We start from the raw sequence: 18,705 nt of genomic DNA on the forward strand, positions 1-18,705 counted from the left end.
TCAGGATTGGGCCTGGGGATGCGGGGACGGGCGGGTGGCGGCGCAGGAGCCGGCCTTGGTGGAGGCCACCTTCCACTCCGCCCCCGGGAAAGGGCTCATGAAGTGCGTCAGCAGGTCCACCGCGTAGTCGGGCGCCTGCCCGCCGGGGTCGAGCAGGGACACCATCTGGGGCCCGTCGGCGCCGCGCAACGTGATCGAGTTCCCGGCGCCCCCGGCCGCGAAGCCCGGCTTGGCGTCCACGGTCACGCACGCCAGGCTGATCCCGGCCGCCTTGACCTCCTGCTTGGCCCCGATCCGTCGCATCCGCTGGTCGTAGCGGCGCAGCGCGAGCGACGTCGTGGGCCCGAGCCGCATCGAGTCGCGGAAGACGTCGTTGCCGAGCTCCCTGCTCAGCTTGACCTCCAGCGCCACGTCCGGCCGCAGGTCCACGCCCTTGGCGGTGAGGTGGAGCCGCTCGTAGTCCCCCTCGAAGCCCGGAGCGACGTATCCGAGCGCCGGCGGCGCCTTCAGGCCGAACGGGATCTTGCCGGGCCGGACGCGCAGCCAGGACACCCGCCGGACCGACAGCCCGAGGTTCTTGACCGAGCTGGCCCCGAGCCCGAAGGTCCCGCCGAGGTGATACGTCAGGAACCCGGTGGTGTACGGGATCTCCTTGCTCACCGCGATGCCCTGCCGGGCGACGGGATCCACCGTGAGCCCGCCGCGCACCGCGATGCGGCCCGTGGGCACCGGCCTGGAGACGAGGTCGAGGGTCTGGTCGGGGTTGAGCCTGATCGTGGTGTCGGCGGCCAGGTCCGTCACCGAGAACGACACGTCGCCGTACCGCTTTTGCGGGTCCACCAGCCCGCCCTCGACGCCGAGATACCCGTCGAGGGTGCTGACGCCGCCCTCCGCCTTGTACGTGACGGCCGGCACGCCGAGCCCGGCGGCGGAGGCGTCCGCGTCCACCCCGAACCGGGCGGGCACGTCACCGAACCGCAGCTCCCCCGTGCCCTTGCCGGCCAGCGTGACCTTGGCGACGAGACGCTTGACGGCGGCCGAGTTCTGCACGCGGATGCGGGTCTGGGCGCCGTACGTGCCCTGGATGTTCACGGCTGCGGGCACCGGGTTGATCGCCACGTGGCCGCGCAGGTCACCGGTCTCGGCCGTCACGTCGAGCGCGCCGAGCGTGGCGGCGGGCTCGATGCGGTACGCGGCCTGGACCACATTGCCCTGCCCGACGCCGAACGGCCCCAGCGACATGCTGGTGATCTTGGATGGGAGGCCGGTCAGCGTGGCCCTGGCCTTGATCGGCACGGGTGACAGGACGCTGCTGGCGAGGTACACCCCCAGGCTCCGGCGACGCGGGCTGAAGCCCGAGAACGCGAACGTCTTGGCCGCCAGGTCCACCGACACCTGATCGGGCAGCCCGGTCACGTCGAGGTAGCCCTGCAGCCCGAAGCAGCCGCGGTCGGGTGTGCAGAAGGGCCCCGGCGCGCAACCGGAGGTCCCGGCCGCGCAGCCGCCGTCCACCAGCGACACCCCGCCCGGCAGGGCCGGCGCGGCGCGCATCTTCCGCAGCGCCGCCGTCTTCCCGAGCCAGGCGCGGGCACGCACGTCCAGGCGGGAGCCGGAGTACGTGAGCCTGCCGTCGGCGGCCGAGACCGCGAGGCGGCCCGGCACGGGGCCGAGGCTGCCGATCAGGCCGTAGCGCACGTCCCCCTGGGTGACGTCGGCGTCCACGGCGAGGGTCTGCCTGGCCGAGCGGAAGTCCGCGGTGAACCCCTGCGCCGCCGGGCTGAACTCGACCTGTGACAGCCCCTTGACCAGCACGCTGGCGTCCAGGTCGCCGGACGCCTGGTCGTAGTGCGCCGCCAGGTGCGGCCCCGTGGGCGACGTGGCGCCGTCATGGTTGGTGAAGGCCAGCGCGGCCGAGCCGACCGGCCCCGACAGGCCACGGAAGCGGTATGAGGCGGCGTTCCACGAGGCGTCGAAGCGGGCCGGCACGCCGGTCACCTCGGCGGCGGCCCTGACGTAGCGGTCGCCGAGCTTGGCTCTGGCCAGCGCGGTCACCTTGGCGACCGGCGTGTCCGCGGTCCAGGCGAGCGTCTGGGCCTTGGTGTCGGCGACCAGTTCGACATGCTTGCGCACGCCTTCGACGGTGGCGCGCACGTCGTCGCCGGTGCCGCCGCTGTCACGGCTCGACGTTACGGGCGCTTTATTGGCATAAATCTTGATTTGGCGGATCTTGGAGGACGAGTCGACCTTGACCGTCGTGCGTTCGCCCAGTTCCCACGACGCCTTCACGTCGTCACGCACGCCGAGCACGGTGCCGTCGATCGTGGGCCCCGACCTGACGTTCGCGTACGCGGCCCGAAGCTTGTCGATCGTGCCGCTGGCCTGGTATTGGGCCTTCCTGGCCGCCGGGTCGAGCGTGACGTCCACGGTGGCGGGCGTGTTGGAGATCTCCAGCCGGGCCAGGTGCGTGCCGTCGATGCTGGCCGCGCCCACGAACGACCGGCCGCTGGAGTCCACCTCCAGGTGGGCGTGCGGCACGGCCCCGTACGTGACGTCGAAGCCGGACAGCCCCGTCAGCAGCCCCGACACCCCGACCGCCGCACCATTCTTGATCATGGTGACGTGGCCGCCGCGCGGGCTGGAGATCGCGCCCTCGTTGCGCTGCAGCACCACCGCGAACCTGCCGATGGGCGAGCTGGTCGTGTGCGTGACGCGGTGCTCGGCCAGGTCGTTGACCAGGCGCACCTTGGCGGGCAGGTCGCTCAGCTCGGCGCGCAGGACGGTCTTGTCGGCGTTCCTGTCGAAGAAGACCAGGTCGGCGGCGCCGGCGCGGGGGCGGCCCGAGTCGACGGACAGGGTCTGCTTGCCGTTGGCCGCGGTGTACTTGGCGGTGAGGGTGGGCGGGACCTTCCGCAGCTCGGCGCTCACGACCCTGGCCAGCCGCCCGTCGCGGTAGGTGTAGTGGTGCACCCGGGCGCGGGCGATGGGGGCCGGCCCGGCGAAGCGGATCTCGCCGTTCGACAACCGCACCTCGGCGCGGGTGGGCATCCGGTCGAGCACGGCCTGGGTGAACTGGCGTCCGGTCACGGCCAGCGCCTCGACCTTGGCGGGCGCGGAGGCGCTGACGTCGAGCTCGGGCGTGTCGAGTGCGGCGGTCACGGTGAGCTTCTCGGTGGCCGGCGACTGGCGCAGCCGCACCGCGCTGCGCCCGGTCAGGCCCGCGATCACGGCCGCGGACACGCCCGGCTCCTTACGCTGGACCACGGCCTTGACCCGCTTGCCCGTCGTGTCCACGGTGAAGGTGCCCCGGTCGTAGTCCGACAACGACGAGCCGCGCCCCAGCCCGTCGAACCCGACCGACACCTTGCCGTCGTACTCGGCCCAGACTCGCGCCTTGAGGTTCGCCGGCGCCAGCCGCTTGACCGCGAAGACCAGCCCGATCGCGCCCTCCGCGGGCATGGCCGCCGGGATCAGGTCGGCGGCCAGGTCAGGGGTGCCGTCGCCGGTGACGTCGGCGGCCGCGGGAACGCCGACGGGCTGCCGGATCGAGCAGGACACCGGCACCTCGGCGCTCTCGACGCAGAGCCGGTACGTCAGCCCCGGGACGGCCTTGCCGAGCCCGTCGAAGACTTTGGCGACCGCGGCCAGCGGCTTGATCAGCGTCAGCGTCTGGGCCTGGCCGGTGTCGGGAAGGATCTTCCGCATGTCCGGCGCCTTGCCGCCCGCTCCCTGCGCCTCCTGGACGGCGGCGGCGTCGGCGGCGATCTGGTCGATCAGCCCGGGGCCCGCGGGCGTGGTCACGTCGGGCTCGGCCGGCCCGACCGGCTCGTCCACCGCGGGCCGGACGGCGAGAGACGGCCGCGTCGCAACGGTGACCGTGGCGGCCGGCGGCTCTTCGACGGCGGGCACCGGCCGGACCGTGACGGTCGTCCCCGCTGATGTACGCGCCTCGGCCTGGGCGGCGGGCGGCACGGCCACCAGGACAGTGCTTGCGATGGACGTCGAAGCGAGCACGCGCAGAAGGGCGTGCAGCATGAAACGTTCTCCCCCGGACCGGTCTAATTCATCCCATCAGAAACAATGGTCACGAGACGACCATATTCCTCACCAGTAGTCAAACCGCTACGGAAATGGAACTCCAACATCCGGGACGACGGAGATCCCTCAGGAGTGGTACGGGCGCAGCCGCGGCCACCATCCGGGCACGTGGGCGCGGTAGTCGTCGTAGTCGGCGCCGAACTTCGCACGCAGGTGCGGCTCCTCGTACCAGCGCACGAACGAGTAGACGGGGATCGCCATGACGGCGACGTAGACCAGCAGCCACGGATCCCCGAAGATCATGGCCTGCCCGATGACGGTGGCGAAGACCGCCACGTACATGGGGTTGCGGACGTGGCGGTAGAGGCCGCCGACGACCAGCCGGTCGGGCGGCGCGACCGGGAGCGGCGTGCCGAACCCCTCGACCACGAACCTGACGAACGCGTGCACCAGCACGACCATCCCGCCCAGCACCAGGACACCGCCCAGCACCTTGAGCGGCATCATGACCGGGTCGGGGAAGGGGTCGCGCATGCGCCATCCGCTGATCCAGTACGGGCCCAGGCCGGCGGCGGTGCCCGGTGCGACGGCGAAGAAGACCGCGCTGACGACGGCTGCGGGAGTCCTGCGCACGGGATCGCTCCTCACCACTTAATTCCCTACATGATGAGTTTAGGAAGCGATCCCGACCAGCGTCAACGCGTGAGACGAGGACTCCCGCCGCGGTGTCAGGATCCGTCGCCGGGCGGCATCACCACCGCGTCCGGGCCGGGGTAGACGAGTTGCTCGTGGCCGTCGTCGTAACGGACGACGAAGGGCGGCGAGCCGCCCGGGCCGCGGACCTCGACGATCTGGCCCTTCCTGTCTTTCTGGCCGACCACGTGGCCGTGCACGAGCAGGGTGTCACCGACGTTCGCCTGCATGATCGTTCCTCTCAGCTGGGCAAGGACAACTTTGAGGTTCCTCCCCACCTTGCACCAGCCGCTCCCTCGAGGGAAGGCGGGCATCTCGGCGGCGTGCGGACGCCGAGGGCGAGCCAGCGGCCGCCGAGCTGGCCCAGGAGCTGGAGGGCGACCCGATCGAGGTGCCGCCGCCCCGTCCACAACGGGAACTCCGGCTGCACCGACGTCACCGGGTGCACCGCCTGCGGGTCCACCCGATGCGGCTGGTAGGGATCCACGTTATCGGTGCCGAGGCGGCGCAGGCTCGCGTCGATGGACCGGTGGACGTGCTCGGGGCAGCCGCCCGCCGGCGCCCGGCCGACGAGTTCCCCGTTCGTGTACGGCCCGCACACGTCGGCGGTGTCGATCAAGGTCGCGCCGCGTCGCCGACCCATCCCTTCGGGGGGCGGCGCGGTGTCGCGACGTGCGGCGCATTGACATGCAAGCCGCCACTTGCCTATCGTGGGGTCCGTGAGCGACGTGTTCAAGGCCTTGGTCGACCCGACGCGACGCAAGATCCTTGACGAACTCTCCGAGAAGGACGGGCAGAGCCTGTTCGAGATCTGTGCGCGCCTGGCGATGAAATACCAGCTCGCGTCGTCTCGGCAGGCGATCTCGCAACATCTCGACGTGCTGGAGGCCGCCGGCCTAGTGGAGACGCGCCGCGAAGGTCGCTACAAATTCCACTTCATCAACACGGCGCCGCTCGAACCCATCGTCGACCGATGGCTCAGGCGCATCCCGAAGGAGCCAGAATGAAGATCCATCTGTCCAGCGTGTTCGTGGACGATCAGGCAGAGGCCCTGCGCTTCTACACCGACGTGCTGGGCTTCACGGTCAAGCACGACATCCCGATGGGCGAGCACCGCTGGCTGACCGTCGTGTCACCGGACGACCCGGACGGCACCGAGCTCGTCCTCGAGCCCTCCAGCCACCCCGCCGTGCCACCCTTCAAGCAGGCGCTGGTGGAGGACGGCATCCCGCTCACCTCGTTCGCGGTGTCCGACGTGCACAAGGAGTACGAGCGGCTGAAGGGCCTCGGCGTGCGCTTCACGCAGGAACCGGTCGACATGGGACCGGTCACCACGGCCATCTTCGACGACACCTGCGGCAACCTCATCCAGATCGCCGCGCAGGCGTAGCCGGGGGCCCAGCCGCCGAGGGGTCAGATCAGGCCGCCGGGGGTGCAGGTCGGCGAGGTAGGCGTGGGCCTGGGGTAACGTCTGGCCGCATGCGCGCCTTCGTCATCACAGGTCCAGGACGTGCGGAGGTCCAGGAGGTCGAACCGCCCGCGGCGATGCCCGGTGAGGTGGTGGTCGAGGTCGAGCGGGCCGGGGTGTGCGGCACCGACACGGAGTTCTACTCGGGCGCGATGGCGTACCTGCGTACCGGCGAGGCCCGCTACCCGGTGCGGATCGGGCACGAGTGGGCCGGCACCGTGCGGGAGATCGGCGACGGCGTGGATCCCGCCTGGGTGGGGCGGCGGGTGACCGGCGACACGATGCTGGGGTGCGGCCACTGCGCGCGGTGCGTGGCGGGCCGGCAGCACCTGTGCGCGGACCGGTACGAGATCGGCGTCCGCAACGGCCGGCCCGGCGCGCTGGCCGAGCGGCTCCCGGTGCCCGTGCGGGCGCTCCAGCCGCTGCCCGACCCGGTCGACGCGGTGCTCGGCGCGCTGGTGGAGCCCGGCGGGAACGCGCTGCGGGCGGTCCGCGCCGCCGCGGTGGCGCCTGGCGAGCGGCTGCTGGTCATCGGGCCGGGTACGATCGGTCTGCTGGCGGCCATGATCGCGGCGGCGCAGGGGGCCGAGGTGCATCTGCTCGGGGTGACCGAACACTCGCTGGCGTTCGCCCGCTCGCTCGGCTTCACCCGCACCTGGACGACGCCGCCGTTCGATCCCGTCCAGGGGCCGCGGTTCGATGCCGCGATCGACGCATCGACCGGGGCCGGCTCGCCGGCGCTCGCGCTCGAGGCCGTGGAGCCGGGTCGCAACGTCGTCTTCATCGGCCTGTCGGCCGAGCCCAGCCTGGCCGACACGCGCCGCCTGGTGCTCAAGGACGTGACGGCGGTCGGCGTGCTCAGCGCTTCGGGCGGCCTCGCCGGGGCCATCGACCTGTACGCCTCCGGGCAGGTCGATCCGCGCCCTCTGGTTGCCGCCACCGTACCGCTGGACGAGGCCGCCGCGGTCGTGTCGGGAAAACGGCGGCCCGGCTGGGGCGACGCCCCGAAGATCCTCATCGACCCCCGCCTGACCTGATCCGCGCATCCGGAGAATCGGTCTCGCCCCGACCTGATCCGCGCACTCGGAGAATCCGTCGCGCCCCGACCTGATCCGCGTATCCGGAAAATCCGTCGCACCCGCATCCGCCGGTGGCTAGCGTTTCTCCGTGCCCAGCTACCTGGAGACCGACCGCCTGATCCTGCGCCGCTTCACCGAGTCGGACGCCGACCACCTCTTCCCCCTGCACAACGACCCCGACGTCATGCGCTACCTCAACGGCGGCAGGCCGGCACCGCGCAAGGTGATCGTCGAGGAGACGCTCCCCAGGTTCATCGCCTCCGGCTTCTTCGCGGCGATCGAGAAGCCCCCCGGGACGTTCCTCGGCTGGTTCCACCTGCGTGCGCCGCAGGGTGAGCCCGCCGACGAGCCGGAGATCGGCTACCGGCTGCACAAGTCGGCCTGGGGCAAGGGGTACGCGACGGAGGGCTCGCTGGCGCTGATCGACAAGGCGTTCGCCGAGCTTGGGGCGCGTCGTGTGTTCGCCCAGACGATGACGGTGAACCGGGGTTCGCGACGGGTCATGGAGAAGTGCGGGCTGAGGTACGTCCGGACCTTCTTCAAGGAGTGGCCCGAGGCCATCGACGGCAGCGAGCAGGGCGTGGTGGAGTACGAGCTGCTGCGGGCCGATTGGGAGGGGGCCCGGCGCGGGACGTGAGCACCGGACCCCCGCCGCCTGTCAGCCGACGGTGAAGTCGCCCTTGAACCCGGCGCCACGCACCCCGTACTCGTCGAGGCCGTACATCTTGTCAGCGGCGCTGTGGTGGTCCCAGGCGTCGCGGCCCTCGTCCTTGGTGTCGTGCGCCTCCTTCTCCTTGGCCGCCTTGGCGATGTGCGCGCATTCTCCCTTTTCGCCGAGCAGGCCGGTCTGGAAGCGCCCGGTGAGCCGCCGGCCCTCGAACGGGCCCCTGCGTACGATGCCCGTCACGGTGGCGGTGTTGCCCGTCGTCTCCTCGACCGTGACGTCGGCCTCGCTGACCAGCTCCGCATAACCGGTGTTCCACCTGATGATGGCCATGCCGCTGCCGTGGCCCACGTCGTGGGCGAGGCAGCTCAGGTCGACGTCGTCCAGGCCGACGAAGAGGGCGGCGGACTTGATGCCGAGATCGCTGTGGTCGACGCAGGAGCGCCTTTCCCCGAAGTAGGCGACCTCGTGCCTCTGGGTGAACGCCTGAACGCCGGGCTTGAAGCTGACGTCGCCCGAGGCGTGGCAGGAGATCGAGGTGGCCGCGTGCGCGGGGCCGGGCACGGCCAGCGGCGCGGCGGCCAGGGCGAGAACGAGCGCGGTGACGGTGGGGCGAGAGGGCATGCTGCTGCTCCTTCCGAGGCAGGCAGAGCGGCGGCGACGGACGACTACCGTCGCCGCGCCCGCGATGATCGAGACGCCTCCCGACCTTGCCGATCACTCAGAGCGACGTCAACGCTACACACCGGCCTTGATCGCGGCCTTGCCGAAGACCGGGGCGGGCTACGTCACCGCGACCACCGCGTAACGCTCGTCATCGATCTCCTCACCGCCACCGACAGTTCACGCACACGAGCACCTGGTGTACTGGTCAGACCAGTCGCTAGGGTGCCTCTCATGGGATATGACGTGCTGTTCCGCCTGGACGGGCGGCGGGCCGTGGTGATCGGGGCAGGAAGCGGGATCGGCAGGGAGGCGGCGCTGGCCATGGCCGCCCACGGGGCGTCCGTGGTGTGCGCCGACCGGGACCTGGCCTCGGCGGAGGAGACCGCCACCCGGTGCGGGGGAAGCGCACGGCTGCTGGACGTGCTCGACGCCGACGCCGTACGCCGGGCCGCCGACGAGGAGCCGGCCGACGTCCTGGTGTTCACCGCCGCCACGAACGTCCGCAAGCGACTGCTCGACTACTCCGGCGAGGAGTTCGACCGGGTGGTGAGCCTGAACCTGCGGGCCTCGTTCGACGTGATACGGGCGTTCGGCGCGGGCATGGTGGAGCGGGGACGGGGTTCGATCATCGGGTTCGCGTCGATCCGGGCATCCGTCACCGAACCGGGGCAGAGCGTCTACTCGGCCACGAAGGCCGGGCTCGTGCAGTTGCTCCGCACGGCGGCAGCCGAGTTCGGGCCGCGGGGGGTGCGGGTGAACGCCATCGCGCCCGGCGTGGTCGAGACGCCGCTGACCCGCCAGATCAAGGACCATCCCGACTGGTACGCCGCGTACGCGGCCAAGAGCGCGCTCGGCCGGTGGGCGTCCGCGGACGAGATGGCCGGGGCGGTGGTCTACCTGGCGAGCGACGCGGCGAGTTTCGTGACCGGCTCCGTGTTGTACGTGGACGGCGGCTGGACCGCCGTGGACGGCCGTTTCGACCCGCCGAATTGAGGTGAATACATCCGCCCTCATAGGGCAGCAAGCACGAGTCCGTCCCGATGAAAGGAGGGACCTGACCGATGAGTACAGCACGGAAATTAGCGCCCGCGACCCTCGCGGCCGTGCTGACGTTGACCATCGCCCCTGCGGCGCAGGCCCAGACCACGGCGACCGCCGCTCCTGGCGCGGTCGATCAGGCCGGCTGGGTGCTGCACGCCTCCGCCCAGGACAGGGCGTATCTGAGGCAGGCGCACAGGGGTCACCTCGCCGAGATCGCGGCCGGAAGGGCCGCGTTGCGTGAGTCCCGCGACAGGGGCGTACGCGCGATCGCGTGGCGGCTGATCCGTGATCACCGCCGGCTCGACGCGCGGCTGCGGTCGGTCGCCCATCGGCTGGACGTCCGGATCCCGGACGCCCCCAGCGCCGAACAGCAGGCCGCCCTGCGCGCAGTGACCGCCAGGTCGGGTCATCGCTTCGACCGGGCGTGGCTGCGGCTGCAGGCCGACGCCCACTACCGGTCGCTCCGGCTGGGTCAGGTGGAGCTGCGCCTGGGTCATTCGGAATGGGTGAAGGACCTGGCGCGCGACAGCGCGCCGGTGATCCGGCATCACCTGCGCATGATCCGCGCCGAGCAGTAACGGCGCATTCCCCCGGCGGCCGCGGCCCGGAAGGGTCGCGGCCGCCGCTGCGCCGGCGTGCCGTCACGACCGGTCACGATCGAGACCCGCTGGTCACGACCAGGAACCCGCGGTCACGGCCGGGAACCCGCGTCACGAGCGGGGAAGGAGCGGGCCGAGCGGCCCCAGGTCGATGTTGAGGTCGGACGGCGACAGCTCGAACCGCTCGCACAGCTCGTTCATGGCCTCCTCCAGGCGCATCAGCGTCAGGCCCAGCACCTCTACCTGCTCGTCCGACAGGTCCCCCTGCTCCATCCGGCGAATGGACTGCCGCTCCACGAGCTGGCGGATGAGCTCGACGAGCGTCAGGACGAGGCGGGACAGGTCCCGCTCCACCGCCTCGCGGTCCGCCTCGATACGCAGCCGACGGTCTTTCCCGGAGTAGGCGTTCCGCGCGCCCTGGATACTACTCATCGCGGCGCGCACCCACGATCGTGTCGGACTCCCGCACGGACATGACCAGCGCCCGGACGGAGATGCGGACGAGATCGATGTCCGCGATCGACAACACGAGGTCCCCGCTGACGACGACCCCGCCGGCCAGCAGGCGGTCCAGGAGGTCCACGAGCGCCACCCGCTCGGACGGCAAGCGGCCCTCGCGCGCCAGCTCGGCGCCGCGTGGCTCAAGGTCCGTCATCTCGTGCCTCGCTCTCCCCCGTCTCGACGGCCGTCGTGAAGGAGTAGGGCGCCCACGGGCCGGTCAGCTCCACCTCGATCCCCTCCCCGCGCAGGCCCTCGACGACCTGCCCGAACTCTCCGCCGCGCTCCTCGTCGACGAGGTACGCGCCGTTGAGGACCATCCACTCCTCGCGGCCCGACAGCTGCGGGTCCTGGGCTCGATGGCGATGGCTCGCCACGGCGACAGAGCCGAGCACGTCGTGAATCTGCTCGGCCCGCGCGACCGCCTGCCGCCAGGCCTCCTCGCGGGTGTGCAGGCTGGCCTGGCGCTTCTTGAGGTACGCCGTTCCGGGGCTGCTCGGCGCGGCCGGTTCCTCGGGCTGGGGCGCCTCGGACGGGGCGGCGTACACCTTCACCCCCCATTCCTGGCGGCCGGCGATCCGGGACAGCACGTCCACGAAGTCGTCATGCCGCTGCTCCAGGAGTGACCGGATCTGCGCATCGTCGCGGTAGACGGTGACCAGCCGCACCGGAGCCGTGGGCGCCTTCGCCGCGACCGCCTCCACCACCCGGTGGTGCGCGCGGGCGGTCTCGCCGAGCCAGTCCATGTCTTCCAAGGACCGCCGCAGCGGCTCCTCCCCGAACTCCGTCAGGGGAACGGCGCTCACGTACGCCACGAGCCCGGCATGGGAGATCGCCCTCACCGGTCCGCCCGTGACGCCGGTCAGGCCCTCCGACGGAGCAGGGTCCTCCGCCAGGGCGACCGCGTAGAGGTACGTGCCGACGTCACTCATCAGGCTCCTCCGCTTCACGCGACCGTTTCCTGGTCCTGTCCGCCTCCGGAGCCAGCTCGCGGCGCGGGGTGCGAGCGCCCTCCACGGCGGCGAGCCGGTCGCGGAGCCTGCGGTTCTCCTCCAGCAGCTCCTGGTTCTTCCCGGTCAGGAAGGGGTCGTGCTCCCACCAGTCGATGCCCATCTCCTTGGCGGTGTCGACGGACGCGATGATCAGCCGGAGCTTGATGGTCAGCAACTCGATGTCCAGGAGGTTCACGCGGATGTCTCCGGCGATCACTATCCCCCGGTCGAGGACCCGCTCCAGAATGTCACCGAGATTCGCCGGCTCCCTGCCCGCGCCCGCGGGCGAGGGCGTCGGCGAGTACGGCTGGCGTACCACCGGCCTCGATTCGGTCATGTCACCGTGCCTCACCGTTGTCGCTGCTGCCGCGCCTGTAGCGCCGCTTCCTGCGGTAAGCGATCAGGTCTCCCTCCACGTCGAGCTCGGCCTCGTAGAGCGCCAGGATGTCGCCGGACGAGGGGATGCGGCGGTCCTCCACCACTTCCACGTCCACCAGCCAGCCCTCGTCGACCGGCTGGACCCGCGTGGCGGCCGCGACTTCCACGCCGGTGAGTTCGGCGATGTGCCGCAGCCCGGCCTCTCCCGCGGTCAACGCCGACAGGGCGCGGGAACGGCGCTGCCTGGGCTCGACCCGTTCCTCGTTCTCCGAAACACGCCTGGCAGGCACAGGATCATCCCCTCTCCTCGTCACCAGCCGTCGTACCGGTGCTCGCGGGGCCGGATCGGCCGGTGACGCGCTGGAAGACCAGCTCGACCTCCCGGGCCGCCTCCTCCTCCGACATCGCGCCGGAGGCCTGGAGCTCCTCGATCTCCTCGAGCCGCCGCCGGATCACGGCCGGGTCGTGCATCTGCCGCTCGGCCTGTTCCTGGATCAGCTCTCCCAGCCGGATCACGCCCTTGACCGGCGCGAGGGGCCAGCCGAAGAGCAGACTGATCAATCCCATTCGTCACCACCCCTTCGGGCGCCCATGACGAAGTCGTACGCCGCCATCGGCCCCAGCAGGCGGAACTCCACCCGTCCCGCCCACCGGTCCGCGAACTCCGCCACGACCTCCTCGAGCTCGTCCTGCCGGTCCCTTTCCACGAGCAGCGCCAGGTGGACGGCGTCCGGCTCAGCGGACGGCTTCCGTACAGCGGACAGCACGCTCACCGGAGTGAGGGCATCCAGCAGCGTGCGGGTATCGGCCTTGCGCGCGGCCTCGATCACCTCGCGCGGCACCGCCTGCTCGACGTAACGGCCCTTGACGACGTACTCCGCCCGTCCCTCCATCTCCTTCAGCGCGGCGAGGAAATCGTCGTGATGCGGGGCCAGCAGCTCATCGACGACGGCGTCCATGTCCGCCAGGACCGCGCCGAAGCGGAGCGGCAGGACGGGGACCTCGGCGGCCGTGGCGTCCAGGAGCCCCTGGTGCCGGAGGAGATCGTCGGCCGTGTCGAGCGGGCGATCGAGTGGGACCTCGCTCACCAGCGCGCCGATCTCACGGTGCCGTACGACCTTGATCTCGCCCGGCTCGTCGCCCACGCCGCGAGCGTCACCGGACACCTCGACGTCCTCGGGGACCAGGCCGTAGACGTACACGCCGGTGCCCATGTCAGCGCACCCTCTCCGGCTGCCGCCTGACCTCCGCGAACTCGTCCGCACGCGCTCCGGAGCCGTCGCCGATCTGCCCCCGCCGCTCGGGCGGCCCTGTCCGGTCCGTCAGACCCGATGGAGACGGTCCGCGGGCCGGTCCTCCAGTCGCGGGTTGGACAGTCATACGCCTCCTCTCGGTCCGCCGCTGTGGCGTCAGGCCTGCCTGCCGGCCGGCCTGCGGCGAACCGGTCGCGAAGGGGACTCCTCCGCGCGAATCGGCCGCTCGGCACGCCTCGTCCGCGGACGCTCCCGGGCGGTCTCTTCTTCCTCTTCGGGCTCCTCTTCCTCTTCCTCTTCCTCTTCCTCTTCCTCTTCGAGCTCCGCTTCTTCCTCGGGCTCCTCCTCTTCCTCCTCCTCTTCCTCCTCCTCTTCCTCTTCGGCCTCCTCTTCCTCTTCGGCCTCCGCCTCAGGCTCTTCGGCTTCCGCCTCTGGCTCCTCGACCTCGGCGGCCGCCTCGGACTTCTCTTCCTCCTCGCCGCGTTCCTCCTGGAGAGCGGTCTCGTGATCCTTGACGACCTCGCCGTCGTGGATCTCGCCGCGCCAGCCGTCCGCCTCCATCTCGTCGGGGTGCAGCATGGTCTGGGTCATGACGTGCCGCGCGAAGTGCTTGAGCTCCAGTCGTGCCCGCCTGCCCTGCGCCCGCCACATGTTGCCCACACGCTCGACCACTCCCTGCGGGTGATATTCGAGGACGAGCATGACCCGCGTCAGATCGGGCGCGAGCTCGTGGAATGTCACGGCGCCGTCGACGTGGCCCTTGTCACCCTTGGACCGCCAGATGATCCGGTGGTCGGGCACCTGCTCGACGATCTGCGCCTCCCACGTCCGGTGCGACCAGAAGATCTGCGCCTTCCACGCGAGCTTCTCGTCCGAGGCCTGCTCGACGGTCTCGACCTTCTTCATGAAGCCCGGGAATTCCTGGAACTGCGTCCACTGGTTGTAGACGACCCGCGCCGGAGCGCCGATGTCGACGGTCTCGACGATGTTGGTGAGCTTCAGCTTCTTGCTCTTGCGCTGCTTGTCCTTGCCGCCTTTGAACAGCGCTCCCACCGCTCCCTTGACGGCGCCCTTCGCCAGACCACCCACGACTGATCCGCCCCCGGACTTCCCTGTGAGCGCGGACATGAGACCGGACCCGGTCCCCTCCGCGTAGTCGGCCAGCCGGCCGGTCGTTCCCTCGACCCGGTTTGCCAAGGAGCTCAGCGATCGCTCCGCCATCGCCCCGGCGAGGTTCAGCAGCTCATGCTTCAGCCGCTCCGTCGGCAGCTGCTCCGTCGGCAGCTGGTCCGTCGGCAGCTGGTCCGTCGGCAGCTGTTCCGTCGGCAGCTGTTCCCGGACGGCCTCCCGCACCGGTCCGGACTTCGTCTCCTGAGCCATCCGATTCACCTCCGCCCCGTGCGTGCCAGGTGCGGCCTGCGCTTGGCCTTGACCGGTTCCTCGACCGGCTCCTCGGGCGGACTCTCCTCTGGTTCTTCCTCTTCGTAAGGCTCCTCTTCCGTGTGCTCCGCCTCAGGCGTGGACGGTGTGCGCAGCGCCTCGGCGCGATCGTGGAGCTTGGAGCTGAGCGTGTCGATCTGCTTGCTCGTGGCGGCGACGGCGGCCGCCTTGCCGACCTCCGTCAGGTCGCCGCGGATGCGGCCGAAGATGTCCTCCAGCTCGGGTGTCGCTCCTAGCGCCTTGATCCCCTGCTCGAGCAGGCCGCCGCCCTCGCCCCGTCGCATCCGTCCGGCCACTCCGGCCGCCACCAGCGCGGCCGCCAAACGCAGCTTGTGACGCCGGCCGAGGTAGTACCCGGCCGCGATCGCCAGCGCCACGCGGGTGCTGTCTTTCATGATTAGCGCCCCCTCGCTCTCCTAAGCGACCGCCTGCCCGCCAAACAGGACGAACAAACACATATGCGAAAAACGGGGATATAGCGGCGGCCTGGTGCTACGGGACACCGCGTGTATTCGCCGGCTGCTCGGGCAGTGGGAAGCCGGTCCAAGCAGACCATGTGCCGCACGGGGGGAGACCGATATGGCCCGCAAGGAAAAAGCCAAGGGCAAGGCCGAAGAGATCAAAGGCATGGGCAAGGAGCGCGCCGGCGACGTCACCGACAACGCGTCTCAGCAGGCCAAGGGCAAGACCGAGAAGGCCAAGGGCGCTCTGAGGCAGGCGAAGGAGAAGGCGAAGGACGCCTTCAAGAAGTAGTGGTTCCGCGACAGCGGACGACAACGGCGGAAGCCCTCGGACAGAGGGCTTCCGCCGTCGTCACTCCCCGCGGCCGCGCTCGAACGCCTGGTGCAGCTCGGAGATCGAGGCCATCTCAGTGACGAACCCGAACCGGCCGTCCCGCATCTGGCGGGCGCCGTCCAGGAACGAGCGCAGCGCGAGCCGGGAGAGCGCGCCTCCGATGCTCACCCGGCGCACCCCGATCTCCGCCAGTTGCTCCAGCGTGATGGCGGGGTCGGCGAAGCCCATCACGACGTTGACCGGCCTGCCGACGGAGGAGACGACGGCCCGCATCTGGTCGAGGGTACGCAATCCAGGCGCGTACAGGACGTCCGCACCGGCGGACTCGAACGCCTGGAGTCGCCTGATGGTGTCGTCCAAGTCCGCGACGCCGTACAGCAGGTTCTCGGCCCTGGCGGTCAGGACGAGCGGCACGGGCAGCGAACGTGTCGCCTCGACGGCCGCGTGCACCCGCTCGACGGCGAGCCCGAAGTCGTAGATCGGCGCTCGCGGGTCGCCCGACCCGTCCTCGATGGACGCCCCGGCCGCGCCGCACGCGCACGCGTCCTCGATCATCTTGGCCGCCTGCGCCGGTTCGGCGGCGTAGCCGTTCTCGAGGTCGGCGTTGACGGGGAGAGGCGTCGCCGCGCTGATGACGCGGCAGTTGTCGAGGATGTCCTGCCGACCGGCCCGCGGGCCGCCCAGCATGTTCGCCACGCCGAGGCTCGTCGTGGCGAGGGCCTCGAAACCGAGGCCGGCCAGCAGCCGCGCCGTTCCGGCGTCCCAGGGGTTCGGGAGCAGGAAGGGCTCCGAGCGTTCGTGAAGGGCCCGGAAGCGGGCCGCCCTGGCCATCTGATCGGTCATGGGTACGAGCTTTGCCGCCACCCATCAATCAGTCAAATGCATAGAAATGATCACTTTGATCAGGAATACTTATGGGTTGTGACGGTCGAGGAGATCGAGGCTTTCGTCTGCATCGCCCGGACGGGCGGGTTCACGGAGGCGTCCAGGAGGCTCAACCGGTCCCAGCCCGCCATCAGCCGCCGGATCCGCGAGCTGGAGCGGTCACTGGGCGCGGCGCTGTTCGAGCGGGCCGGGCGCCAGGTGTCGCTCACCGAGGCGGGTACGGCGCTCCTGCCCTACGCCGAAGCCGCTCTCGCGACGATCCGCGACGGCGAGCGAGCCGTACGGGACCTGTCGCGAGACGCCGGGGGCGCGCGGACGCTCGGCCTGGCCATCGTCGGCACCCTGGCCGACTCGCACATCGTCGACGCGCTGCGCGCGTTCGAGGCGGACTTCCCCGAGGTCTCCGTCGAGCTGCGCACCGCGACGAGCCGTGAGGTGAGCACGCTCGTCCGCGGTGGCGAGGCGTCCCTGGGCCTGCGCTACTTCCCGGATGCCGACCCGCAGCTGGAGTCCATCCCGCTCGGCACGGAGAAGCTCCTGGTCGTGGTGCCCGCGTCGCACCCGGTCACCGCCTCCAGCGTGCCGGACCTGCGAGCGCTCCCGGACGAGCGGTGGCTCGGCTTCTCACCCGAGCGCGGCCAGCCCGACTCCTTCGGCCACCTTCTCGAACGCCGGCTGACGGCGTCGGGGCTGATGGATCCCCCGATCACCAGGGTCGACAGCCTCACCGCGCAGAAGCGGCTGGTGGAGGCCGGTTTCGGCGTCGCGCTCATGCCCGTCAGCAGCGTCCGGGAGGAGCTGCGCATCGGCAGCGTGCGGGCGATCGAGGTCGAGAGCATGGGCGCGGGCCTGCCCGTGGTCGTCGTCCGCAGGAGGCGTGGCTACCACAGCCGACCGGCGGCGGCCTTCCTGCGGGTGCTGAAGGACCACACGCCAGGCCTGCTCGGCTAGCGAGAGGTGCTAGGGCCGGATGATGGCCATTCTGGTGACCGTGAGCTCCTCGATGGCGAAGCGTGGCCCTTCGCGGCCGGTGCCCGAGTCCTTGACGCCGCCGTACGGCATGTTGTCCGCCCTGAACCCCGGCACGTCGTTGACCACCACTCCCCCCGCCTCGATGCGCTCGATCGCCGCGAACGCCGTGGCCAGCGACCGGGTGAACACCGCCGCGTGCAGCCCGTACCGCGACATGTTGACCGCCCTGAACGCGGCCTCCAGGTCGGGCACCGCGCGCACGCACACCACGGGGCCGAAGATCTCCTCGTCCCAGGCGGCCGCCCCGTCAGGGACGCCGGCGAGCACGGTCGGCACGATGGCCCGGCCGTCGCGACTCCCGCCGATGATCGACTCGGCCCCGGAGGCGGCGATCCACTCCAGGACGCGGTCCGTCGCCGCCCCGTCGATGAGCGGGGCCACCCGGGTCTCGGGCAGCCGCGGGTCGCCGACGGCGACGGTCTTGACGCGGTCGGCCAGCAGGGACACGAGCTCCTCGCGTACCGGCTCCTCGACCAGGACCCGCTGGACCGAGATGCACGCCTGGCCGGAGGCGTAGTAGCCGCCGCGCACGACCGCGTCGGCGGCGGCCTCGAGATCGGCGTCGGCCGCCACGATGAGCGCGGCGTTCGAGCCGAGCTCCAGCAGGACCTTGGTGGGCGCGGCGTTGCGGGCGATGGCGTGGCCGGCGGCGGCCGAGCCGGTGAACGACACCGCGCCGACCCGCCGGTCCTCCACCAGGGTGCGTCCGACCTCGATGTCGCCGGTGACGAGCTGCACGGCCGCGCCCGGGAGGACGCCGGTGGAGCGGAGGAGGTGGACCAGCCAGAGCGTGGCCAGCGGGGTGGCCGGAGCGGGCTTGACGATCACGGGGCAGCCGGCCGCCACGGCAGGGGCGATCTTGTGGGCGGCGAGGAGCAGCGGATAGTTGAAGCCCGTGATGCCGACGACGACGCCGATGGGGCGGCGCGTCCAGAACCCGATGAGGCCCTCTCCGGACGGCAGGAGGTCGAGCGGCACGGTCTCGCCGTGCAGCCTGGCGACCTCCTCGGCGGCGGTGGCGAGGGTCACGAGTGTCCTGGCCACCTCGACCTTGCAGTCCACCAGCGGCTTGCCGGTCTCCATGACGAGCAGGCGCTCGAACGCGTCGCGGTCGGCGTCGAGGGCGTCGTGGGCCTTCATGAGGGCGGCGCGGCGGGCGTGTGAGGGCAGGGCGGCCATGGCGGGGG

At 71.1% G+C, this 18,705-nt stretch carries 24 protein-coding genes; 8 read left to right on the forward strand and 16 right to left on the reverse strand.

Annotated elements, in window-relative coordinates; all coding sequences use genetic code 11:
* From ETD86_RS06770 to ETD86_RS06785, 4 genes are all read right to left on the reverse strand, one after another.
* Positions 1-4,032, reverse strand: coding sequence for a hypothetical protein (locus ETD86_RS06770; protein WP_138665231.1), 4,032 nt, complete (start codon positions 4,030-4,032; stop codon positions 1-3).
* 129 nt (positions 4,033-4,161) lie between these two features.
* Positions 4,162-4,668, reverse strand: coding sequence for a methyltransferase family protein (locus ETD86_RS06775; protein WP_138665232.1), 507 nt, complete (start codon positions 4,666-4,668; stop codon positions 4,162-4,164).
* Positions 4,669-4,763: 95 nt separating this feature from the next.
* Positions 4,764-4,958 carry a DUF1918 domain-containing protein gene (locus ETD86_RS06780; protein ID WP_138665233.1) on the reverse strand — a complete coding sequence of 65 codons (195 nt, stop codon included), beginning with the start codon at positions 4,956-4,958 and terminating at the stop codon, positions 4,764-4,766.
* 11 nt (positions 4,959-4,969) lie between these two features.
* Positions 4,970-5,347, reverse strand: a complete 378-nt coding sequence (locus tag ETD86_RS06785) for an aldo/keto reductase (protein ID WP_246147706.1) — start codon at positions 5,345-5,347, stop codon at positions 4,970-4,972.
* Between the two features lie 100 nt (positions 5,348-5,447).
* Between ETD86_RS06785 and ETD86_RS06790 the strand changes: the two genes are divergently transcribed.
* The 4 genes from ETD86_RS06790 (at position 5,448) to ETD86_RS06805 (ending at position 7,912) form a co-directional block, all read left to right on the forward strand.
* Positions 5,448-5,735, forward strand: a complete 288-nt coding sequence (locus ETD86_RS06790; protein WP_138665235.1) for an ArsR/SmtB family transcription factor — start codon at positions 5,448-5,450, stop codon at positions 5,733-5,735.
* Positions 5,732-6,118 carry a VOC family protein gene (locus ETD86_RS06795; protein WP_138665236.1) on the forward strand — a complete coding sequence of 129 codons (387 nt, stop codon included), beginning with the start codon at positions 5,732-5,734 and terminating at the stop codon, positions 6,116-6,118. The genes ETD86_RS06790 and ETD86_RS06795 overlap by 4 nt, the downstream gene beginning before the upstream one ends.
* A gap of 89 nt (positions 6,119-6,207) precedes the next feature.
* On the forward strand, positions 6,208-7,233 hold the full coding sequence (locus tag ETD86_RS06800; RefSeq protein WP_138665237.1) for a zinc-dependent alcohol dehydrogenase: 1,026 nt from the start codon (positions 6,208-6,210) through the stop codon (positions 7,231-7,233).
* 130 nt (positions 7,234-7,363) lie between these two features.
* Entirely contained in the window at positions 7,364-7,912 is a 549-nt protein-coding gene (locus tag ETD86_RS06805; protein ID WP_138665238.1) for a GNAT family N-acetyltransferase, read from the forward strand.
* Between the two features lie 21 nt (positions 7,913-7,933).
* Here ETD86_RS06805 and ETD86_RS06810 read toward each other — a convergent pair whose 3' ends face one another.
* Complete coding sequence (locus ETD86_RS06810; protein ID WP_138665239.1) at positions 7,934-8,563, reverse strand: hypothetical protein; 630 nt, start codon at positions 8,561-8,563, stop codon at positions 7,934-7,936.
* Positions 8,564-8,836: 273 nt separating this feature from the next.
* Between ETD86_RS06810 and ETD86_RS06815 the strand changes: the two genes are divergently transcribed.
* Together ETD86_RS06815 and ETD86_RS06820 are read left to right on the forward strand one after the other, a co-directional pair.
* A complete protein-coding gene (locus ETD86_RS06815; protein WP_138665240.1) occupies positions 8,837-9,598 on the forward strand; it encodes an SDR family NAD(P)-dependent oxidoreductase in 762 nt (253 codons plus the stop codon).
* A 68-nt stretch (positions 9,599-9,666) separates the two neighbouring features.
* Positions 9,667-10,224: a DUF4142 domain-containing protein gene (locus ETD86_RS06820; protein ID WP_138665241.1), complete on the forward strand. Its 558-nt coding sequence runs from the start codon at positions 9,667-9,669 to the stop codon at positions 10,222-10,224.
* Positions 10,225-10,356: 132 nt separating this feature from the next.
* On the opposite strand, the gene ETD86_RS06825 is transcribed toward ETD86_RS06820, so the two are convergent.
* The 9 genes from ETD86_RS06825 to ETD86_RS06865 form a co-directional block, all read right to left on the reverse strand.
* Positions 10,357-10,677 carry a gas vesicle protein K gene (locus ETD86_RS06825; protein ID WP_138665242.1) on the reverse strand — a complete coding sequence of 107 codons (321 nt, stop codon included), beginning with the start codon at positions 10,675-10,677 and terminating at the stop codon, positions 10,357-10,359.
* Positions 10,670-10,900 (reverse strand): gas vesicle protein, encoded by a 231-nt coding sequence (locus ETD86_RS06830; RefSeq protein ID WP_138665243.1) that lies wholly within the window; start codon positions 10,898-10,900, stop codon positions 10,670-10,672. Before ETD86_RS06830 ends, ETD86_RS06825 begins: the two co-directional genes overlap by 8 nt.
* The gene (locus ETD86_RS06835; RefSeq protein WP_138665244.1) at positions 10,887-11,675 is read right to left on the reverse strand and encodes a GvpL/GvpF family gas vesicle protein; all 789 of its coding nucleotides are present in this window, start codon (positions 11,673-11,675) and stop codon (positions 10,887-10,889) included. Before ETD86_RS06835 ends, ETD86_RS06830 begins: the two co-directional genes overlap by 14 nt.
* Positions 11,668-12,072, reverse strand: a complete 405-nt coding sequence (gvpJ, locus tag ETD86_RS06840) for a gas vesicle protein GvpJ (protein ID WP_138665245.1) — start codon at positions 12,070-12,072, stop codon at positions 11,668-11,670. Before gvpJ ends, ETD86_RS06835 begins: the two co-directional genes overlap by 8 nt.
* A gap of 1 nt (position 12,073) precedes the next feature.
* A complete protein-coding gene (gvpO, locus tag ETD86_RS06845) occupies positions 12,074-12,403 on the reverse strand; it encodes a gas vesicle protein GvpO (RefSeq protein WP_138665246.1) in 330 nt (109 codons plus the stop codon).
* 4 nt (positions 12,404-12,407) lie between these two features.
* Positions 12,408-12,680: a gas vesicle protein GvpG gene (locus ETD86_RS06850; RefSeq protein WP_138665247.1), complete on the reverse strand. Its 273-nt coding sequence runs from the start codon at positions 12,678-12,680 to the stop codon at positions 12,408-12,410.
* Positions 12,671-13,327, reverse strand: coding sequence for a GvpL/GvpF family gas vesicle protein (locus ETD86_RS06855; protein ID WP_138665248.1), 657 nt, complete (start codon positions 13,325-13,327; stop codon positions 12,671-12,673). Before ETD86_RS06855 ends, ETD86_RS06850 begins: the two co-directional genes overlap by 10 nt.
* A gap of 195 nt (positions 13,328-13,522) precedes the next feature.
* Positions 13,523-14,746, reverse strand: a complete 1,224-nt coding sequence (locus tag ETD86_RS06860; RefSeq protein WP_138665249.1) for an SRPBCC family protein — start codon at positions 14,744-14,746, stop codon at positions 13,523-13,525.
* A 5-nt stretch (positions 14,747-14,751) separates the two neighbouring features.
* Positions 14,752-15,201: a hypothetical protein gene (locus tag ETD86_RS06865; protein WP_138665250.1), complete on the reverse strand. Its 450-nt coding sequence runs from the start codon at positions 15,199-15,201 to the stop codon at positions 14,752-14,754.
* 184 nt (positions 15,202-15,385) lie between these two features.
* Between ETD86_RS06865 and ETD86_RS06870 the strand changes: the two genes are divergently transcribed.
* Positions 15,386-15,559 carry a CsbD family protein gene (locus tag ETD86_RS06870; RefSeq protein ID WP_138665251.1) on the forward strand — a complete coding sequence of 58 codons (174 nt, stop codon included), beginning with the start codon at positions 15,386-15,388 and terminating at the stop codon, positions 15,557-15,559.
* Between the two features lie 60 nt (positions 15,560-15,619).
* On the opposite strand, the gene ETD86_RS06875 is transcribed toward ETD86_RS06870, so the two are convergent.
* On the reverse strand, positions 15,620-16,444 hold the full coding sequence (locus ETD86_RS06875) for an isocitrate lyase/PEP mutase family protein (protein ID WP_138665252.1): 825 nt from the start codon (positions 16,442-16,444) through the stop codon (positions 15,620-15,622).
* A 78-nt stretch (positions 16,445-16,522) separates the two neighbouring features.
* Here ETD86_RS06875 and ETD86_RS06880 point away from each other — a divergent pair, with 78 nt between their 5' ends.
* Positions 16,523-17,437 (forward strand): LysR family transcriptional regulator, encoded by a 915-nt coding sequence (locus tag ETD86_RS06880; RefSeq protein WP_170222915.1) that lies wholly within the window; start codon positions 16,523-16,525, stop codon positions 17,435-17,437.
* A gap of 9 nt (positions 17,438-17,446) precedes the next feature.
* Here ETD86_RS06880 and ETD86_RS06885 read toward each other — a convergent pair.
* Positions 17,447-18,705, reverse strand: a 1,259-nt coding sequence (locus tag ETD86_RS06885; RefSeq protein ID WP_211369867.1) for an aldehyde dehydrogenase family protein, incomplete at its 5' end; no start/stop codon positions are given.

This window comes from Nonomuraea turkmeniaca (assembly GCF_005889735.1).
In the GTDB taxonomy this organism is placed as follows: Bacteria; Actinomycetota; Actinomycetes; order Streptosporangiales; family Streptosporangiaceae; genus Nonomuraea; species Nonomuraea turkmeniaca.

Coding starts and splice junctions, on each gene's coding strand:
- ETD86_RS06770 (WP_138665231.1), bottom strand. CDS start 4,032: ATGCTGCACGCCCTTCTGCGCGTGCTCGCTTCGACGTCCATCGCAAGC.
- ETD86_RS06865 (WP_138665250.1), bottom strand. CDS start 15,201: ATGAAAGACAGCACCCGCGTGGCGCTGGCGATCGCGGCCGGGTACTAC.
- ETD86_RS06810 (WP_138665239.1), bottom strand. CDS start 8,563: ATGCCCTCTCGCCCCACCGTCACCGCGCTCGTTCTCGCCCTGGCCGCC.
- ETD86_RS06815 (WP_138665240.1), top strand. CDS start 8,837: ATGGGATATGACGTGCTGTTCCGCCTGGACGGGCGGCGGGCCGTGGTG.
- ETD86_RS06850 (WP_138665247.1), bottom strand. CDS start 12,680: ATGGGATTGATCAGTCTGCTCTTCGGCTGGCCCCTCGCGCCGGTCAAG.
- ETD86_RS06800 (WP_138665237.1), top strand. CDS start 6,208: ATGCGCGCCTTCGTCATCACAGGTCCAGGACGTGCGGAGGTCCAGGAG.
- gvpJ (WP_138665245.1), bottom strand. CDS start 12,072: ATGACCGAATCGAGGCCGGTGGTACGCCAGCCGTACTCGCCGACGCCC.
- ETD86_RS06875 (WP_138665252.1), bottom strand. CDS start 16,444: ATGACCGATCAGATGGCCAGGGCGGCCCGCTTCCGGGCCCTTCACGAA.
- ETD86_RS06830 (WP_138665243.1), bottom strand. CDS start 10,900: ATGACGGACCTTGAGCCACGCGGCGCCGAGCTGGCGCGCGAGGGCCGC.
- ETD86_RS06780 (WP_138665233.1), bottom strand. CDS start 4,958: ATGCAGGCGAACGTCGGTGACACCCTGCTCGTGCACGGCCACGTGGTC.
- ETD86_RS06855 (WP_138665248.1), bottom strand. CDS start 13,327: ATGGGCACCGGCGTGTACGTCTACGGCCTGGTCCCCGAGGACGTCGAG.
- ETD86_RS06870 (WP_138665251.1), top strand. CDS start 15,386: ATGGCCCGCAAGGAAAAAGCCAAGGGCAAGGCCGAAGAGATCAAAGGC.
- ETD86_RS06835 (WP_138665244.1), bottom strand. CDS start 11,675: ATGAGTGACGTCGGCACGTACCTCTACGCGGTCGCCCTGGCGGAGGAC.
- ETD86_RS06795 (WP_138665236.1), top strand. CDS start 5,732: ATGAAGATCCATCTGTCCAGCGTGTTCGTGGACGATCAGGCAGAGGCC.
- ETD86_RS06825 (WP_138665242.1), bottom strand. CDS start 10,677: ATGAGTAGTATCCAGGGCGCGCGGAACGCCTACTCCGGGAAAGACCGT.
- ETD86_RS06820 (WP_138665241.1), top strand. CDS start 9,667: ATGAGTACAGCACGGAAATTAGCGCCCGCGACCCTCGCGGCCGTGCTG.
- ETD86_RS06860 (WP_138665249.1), bottom strand. CDS start 14,746: ATGGCTCAGGAGACGAAGTCCGGACCGGTGCGGGAGGCCGTCCGGGAA.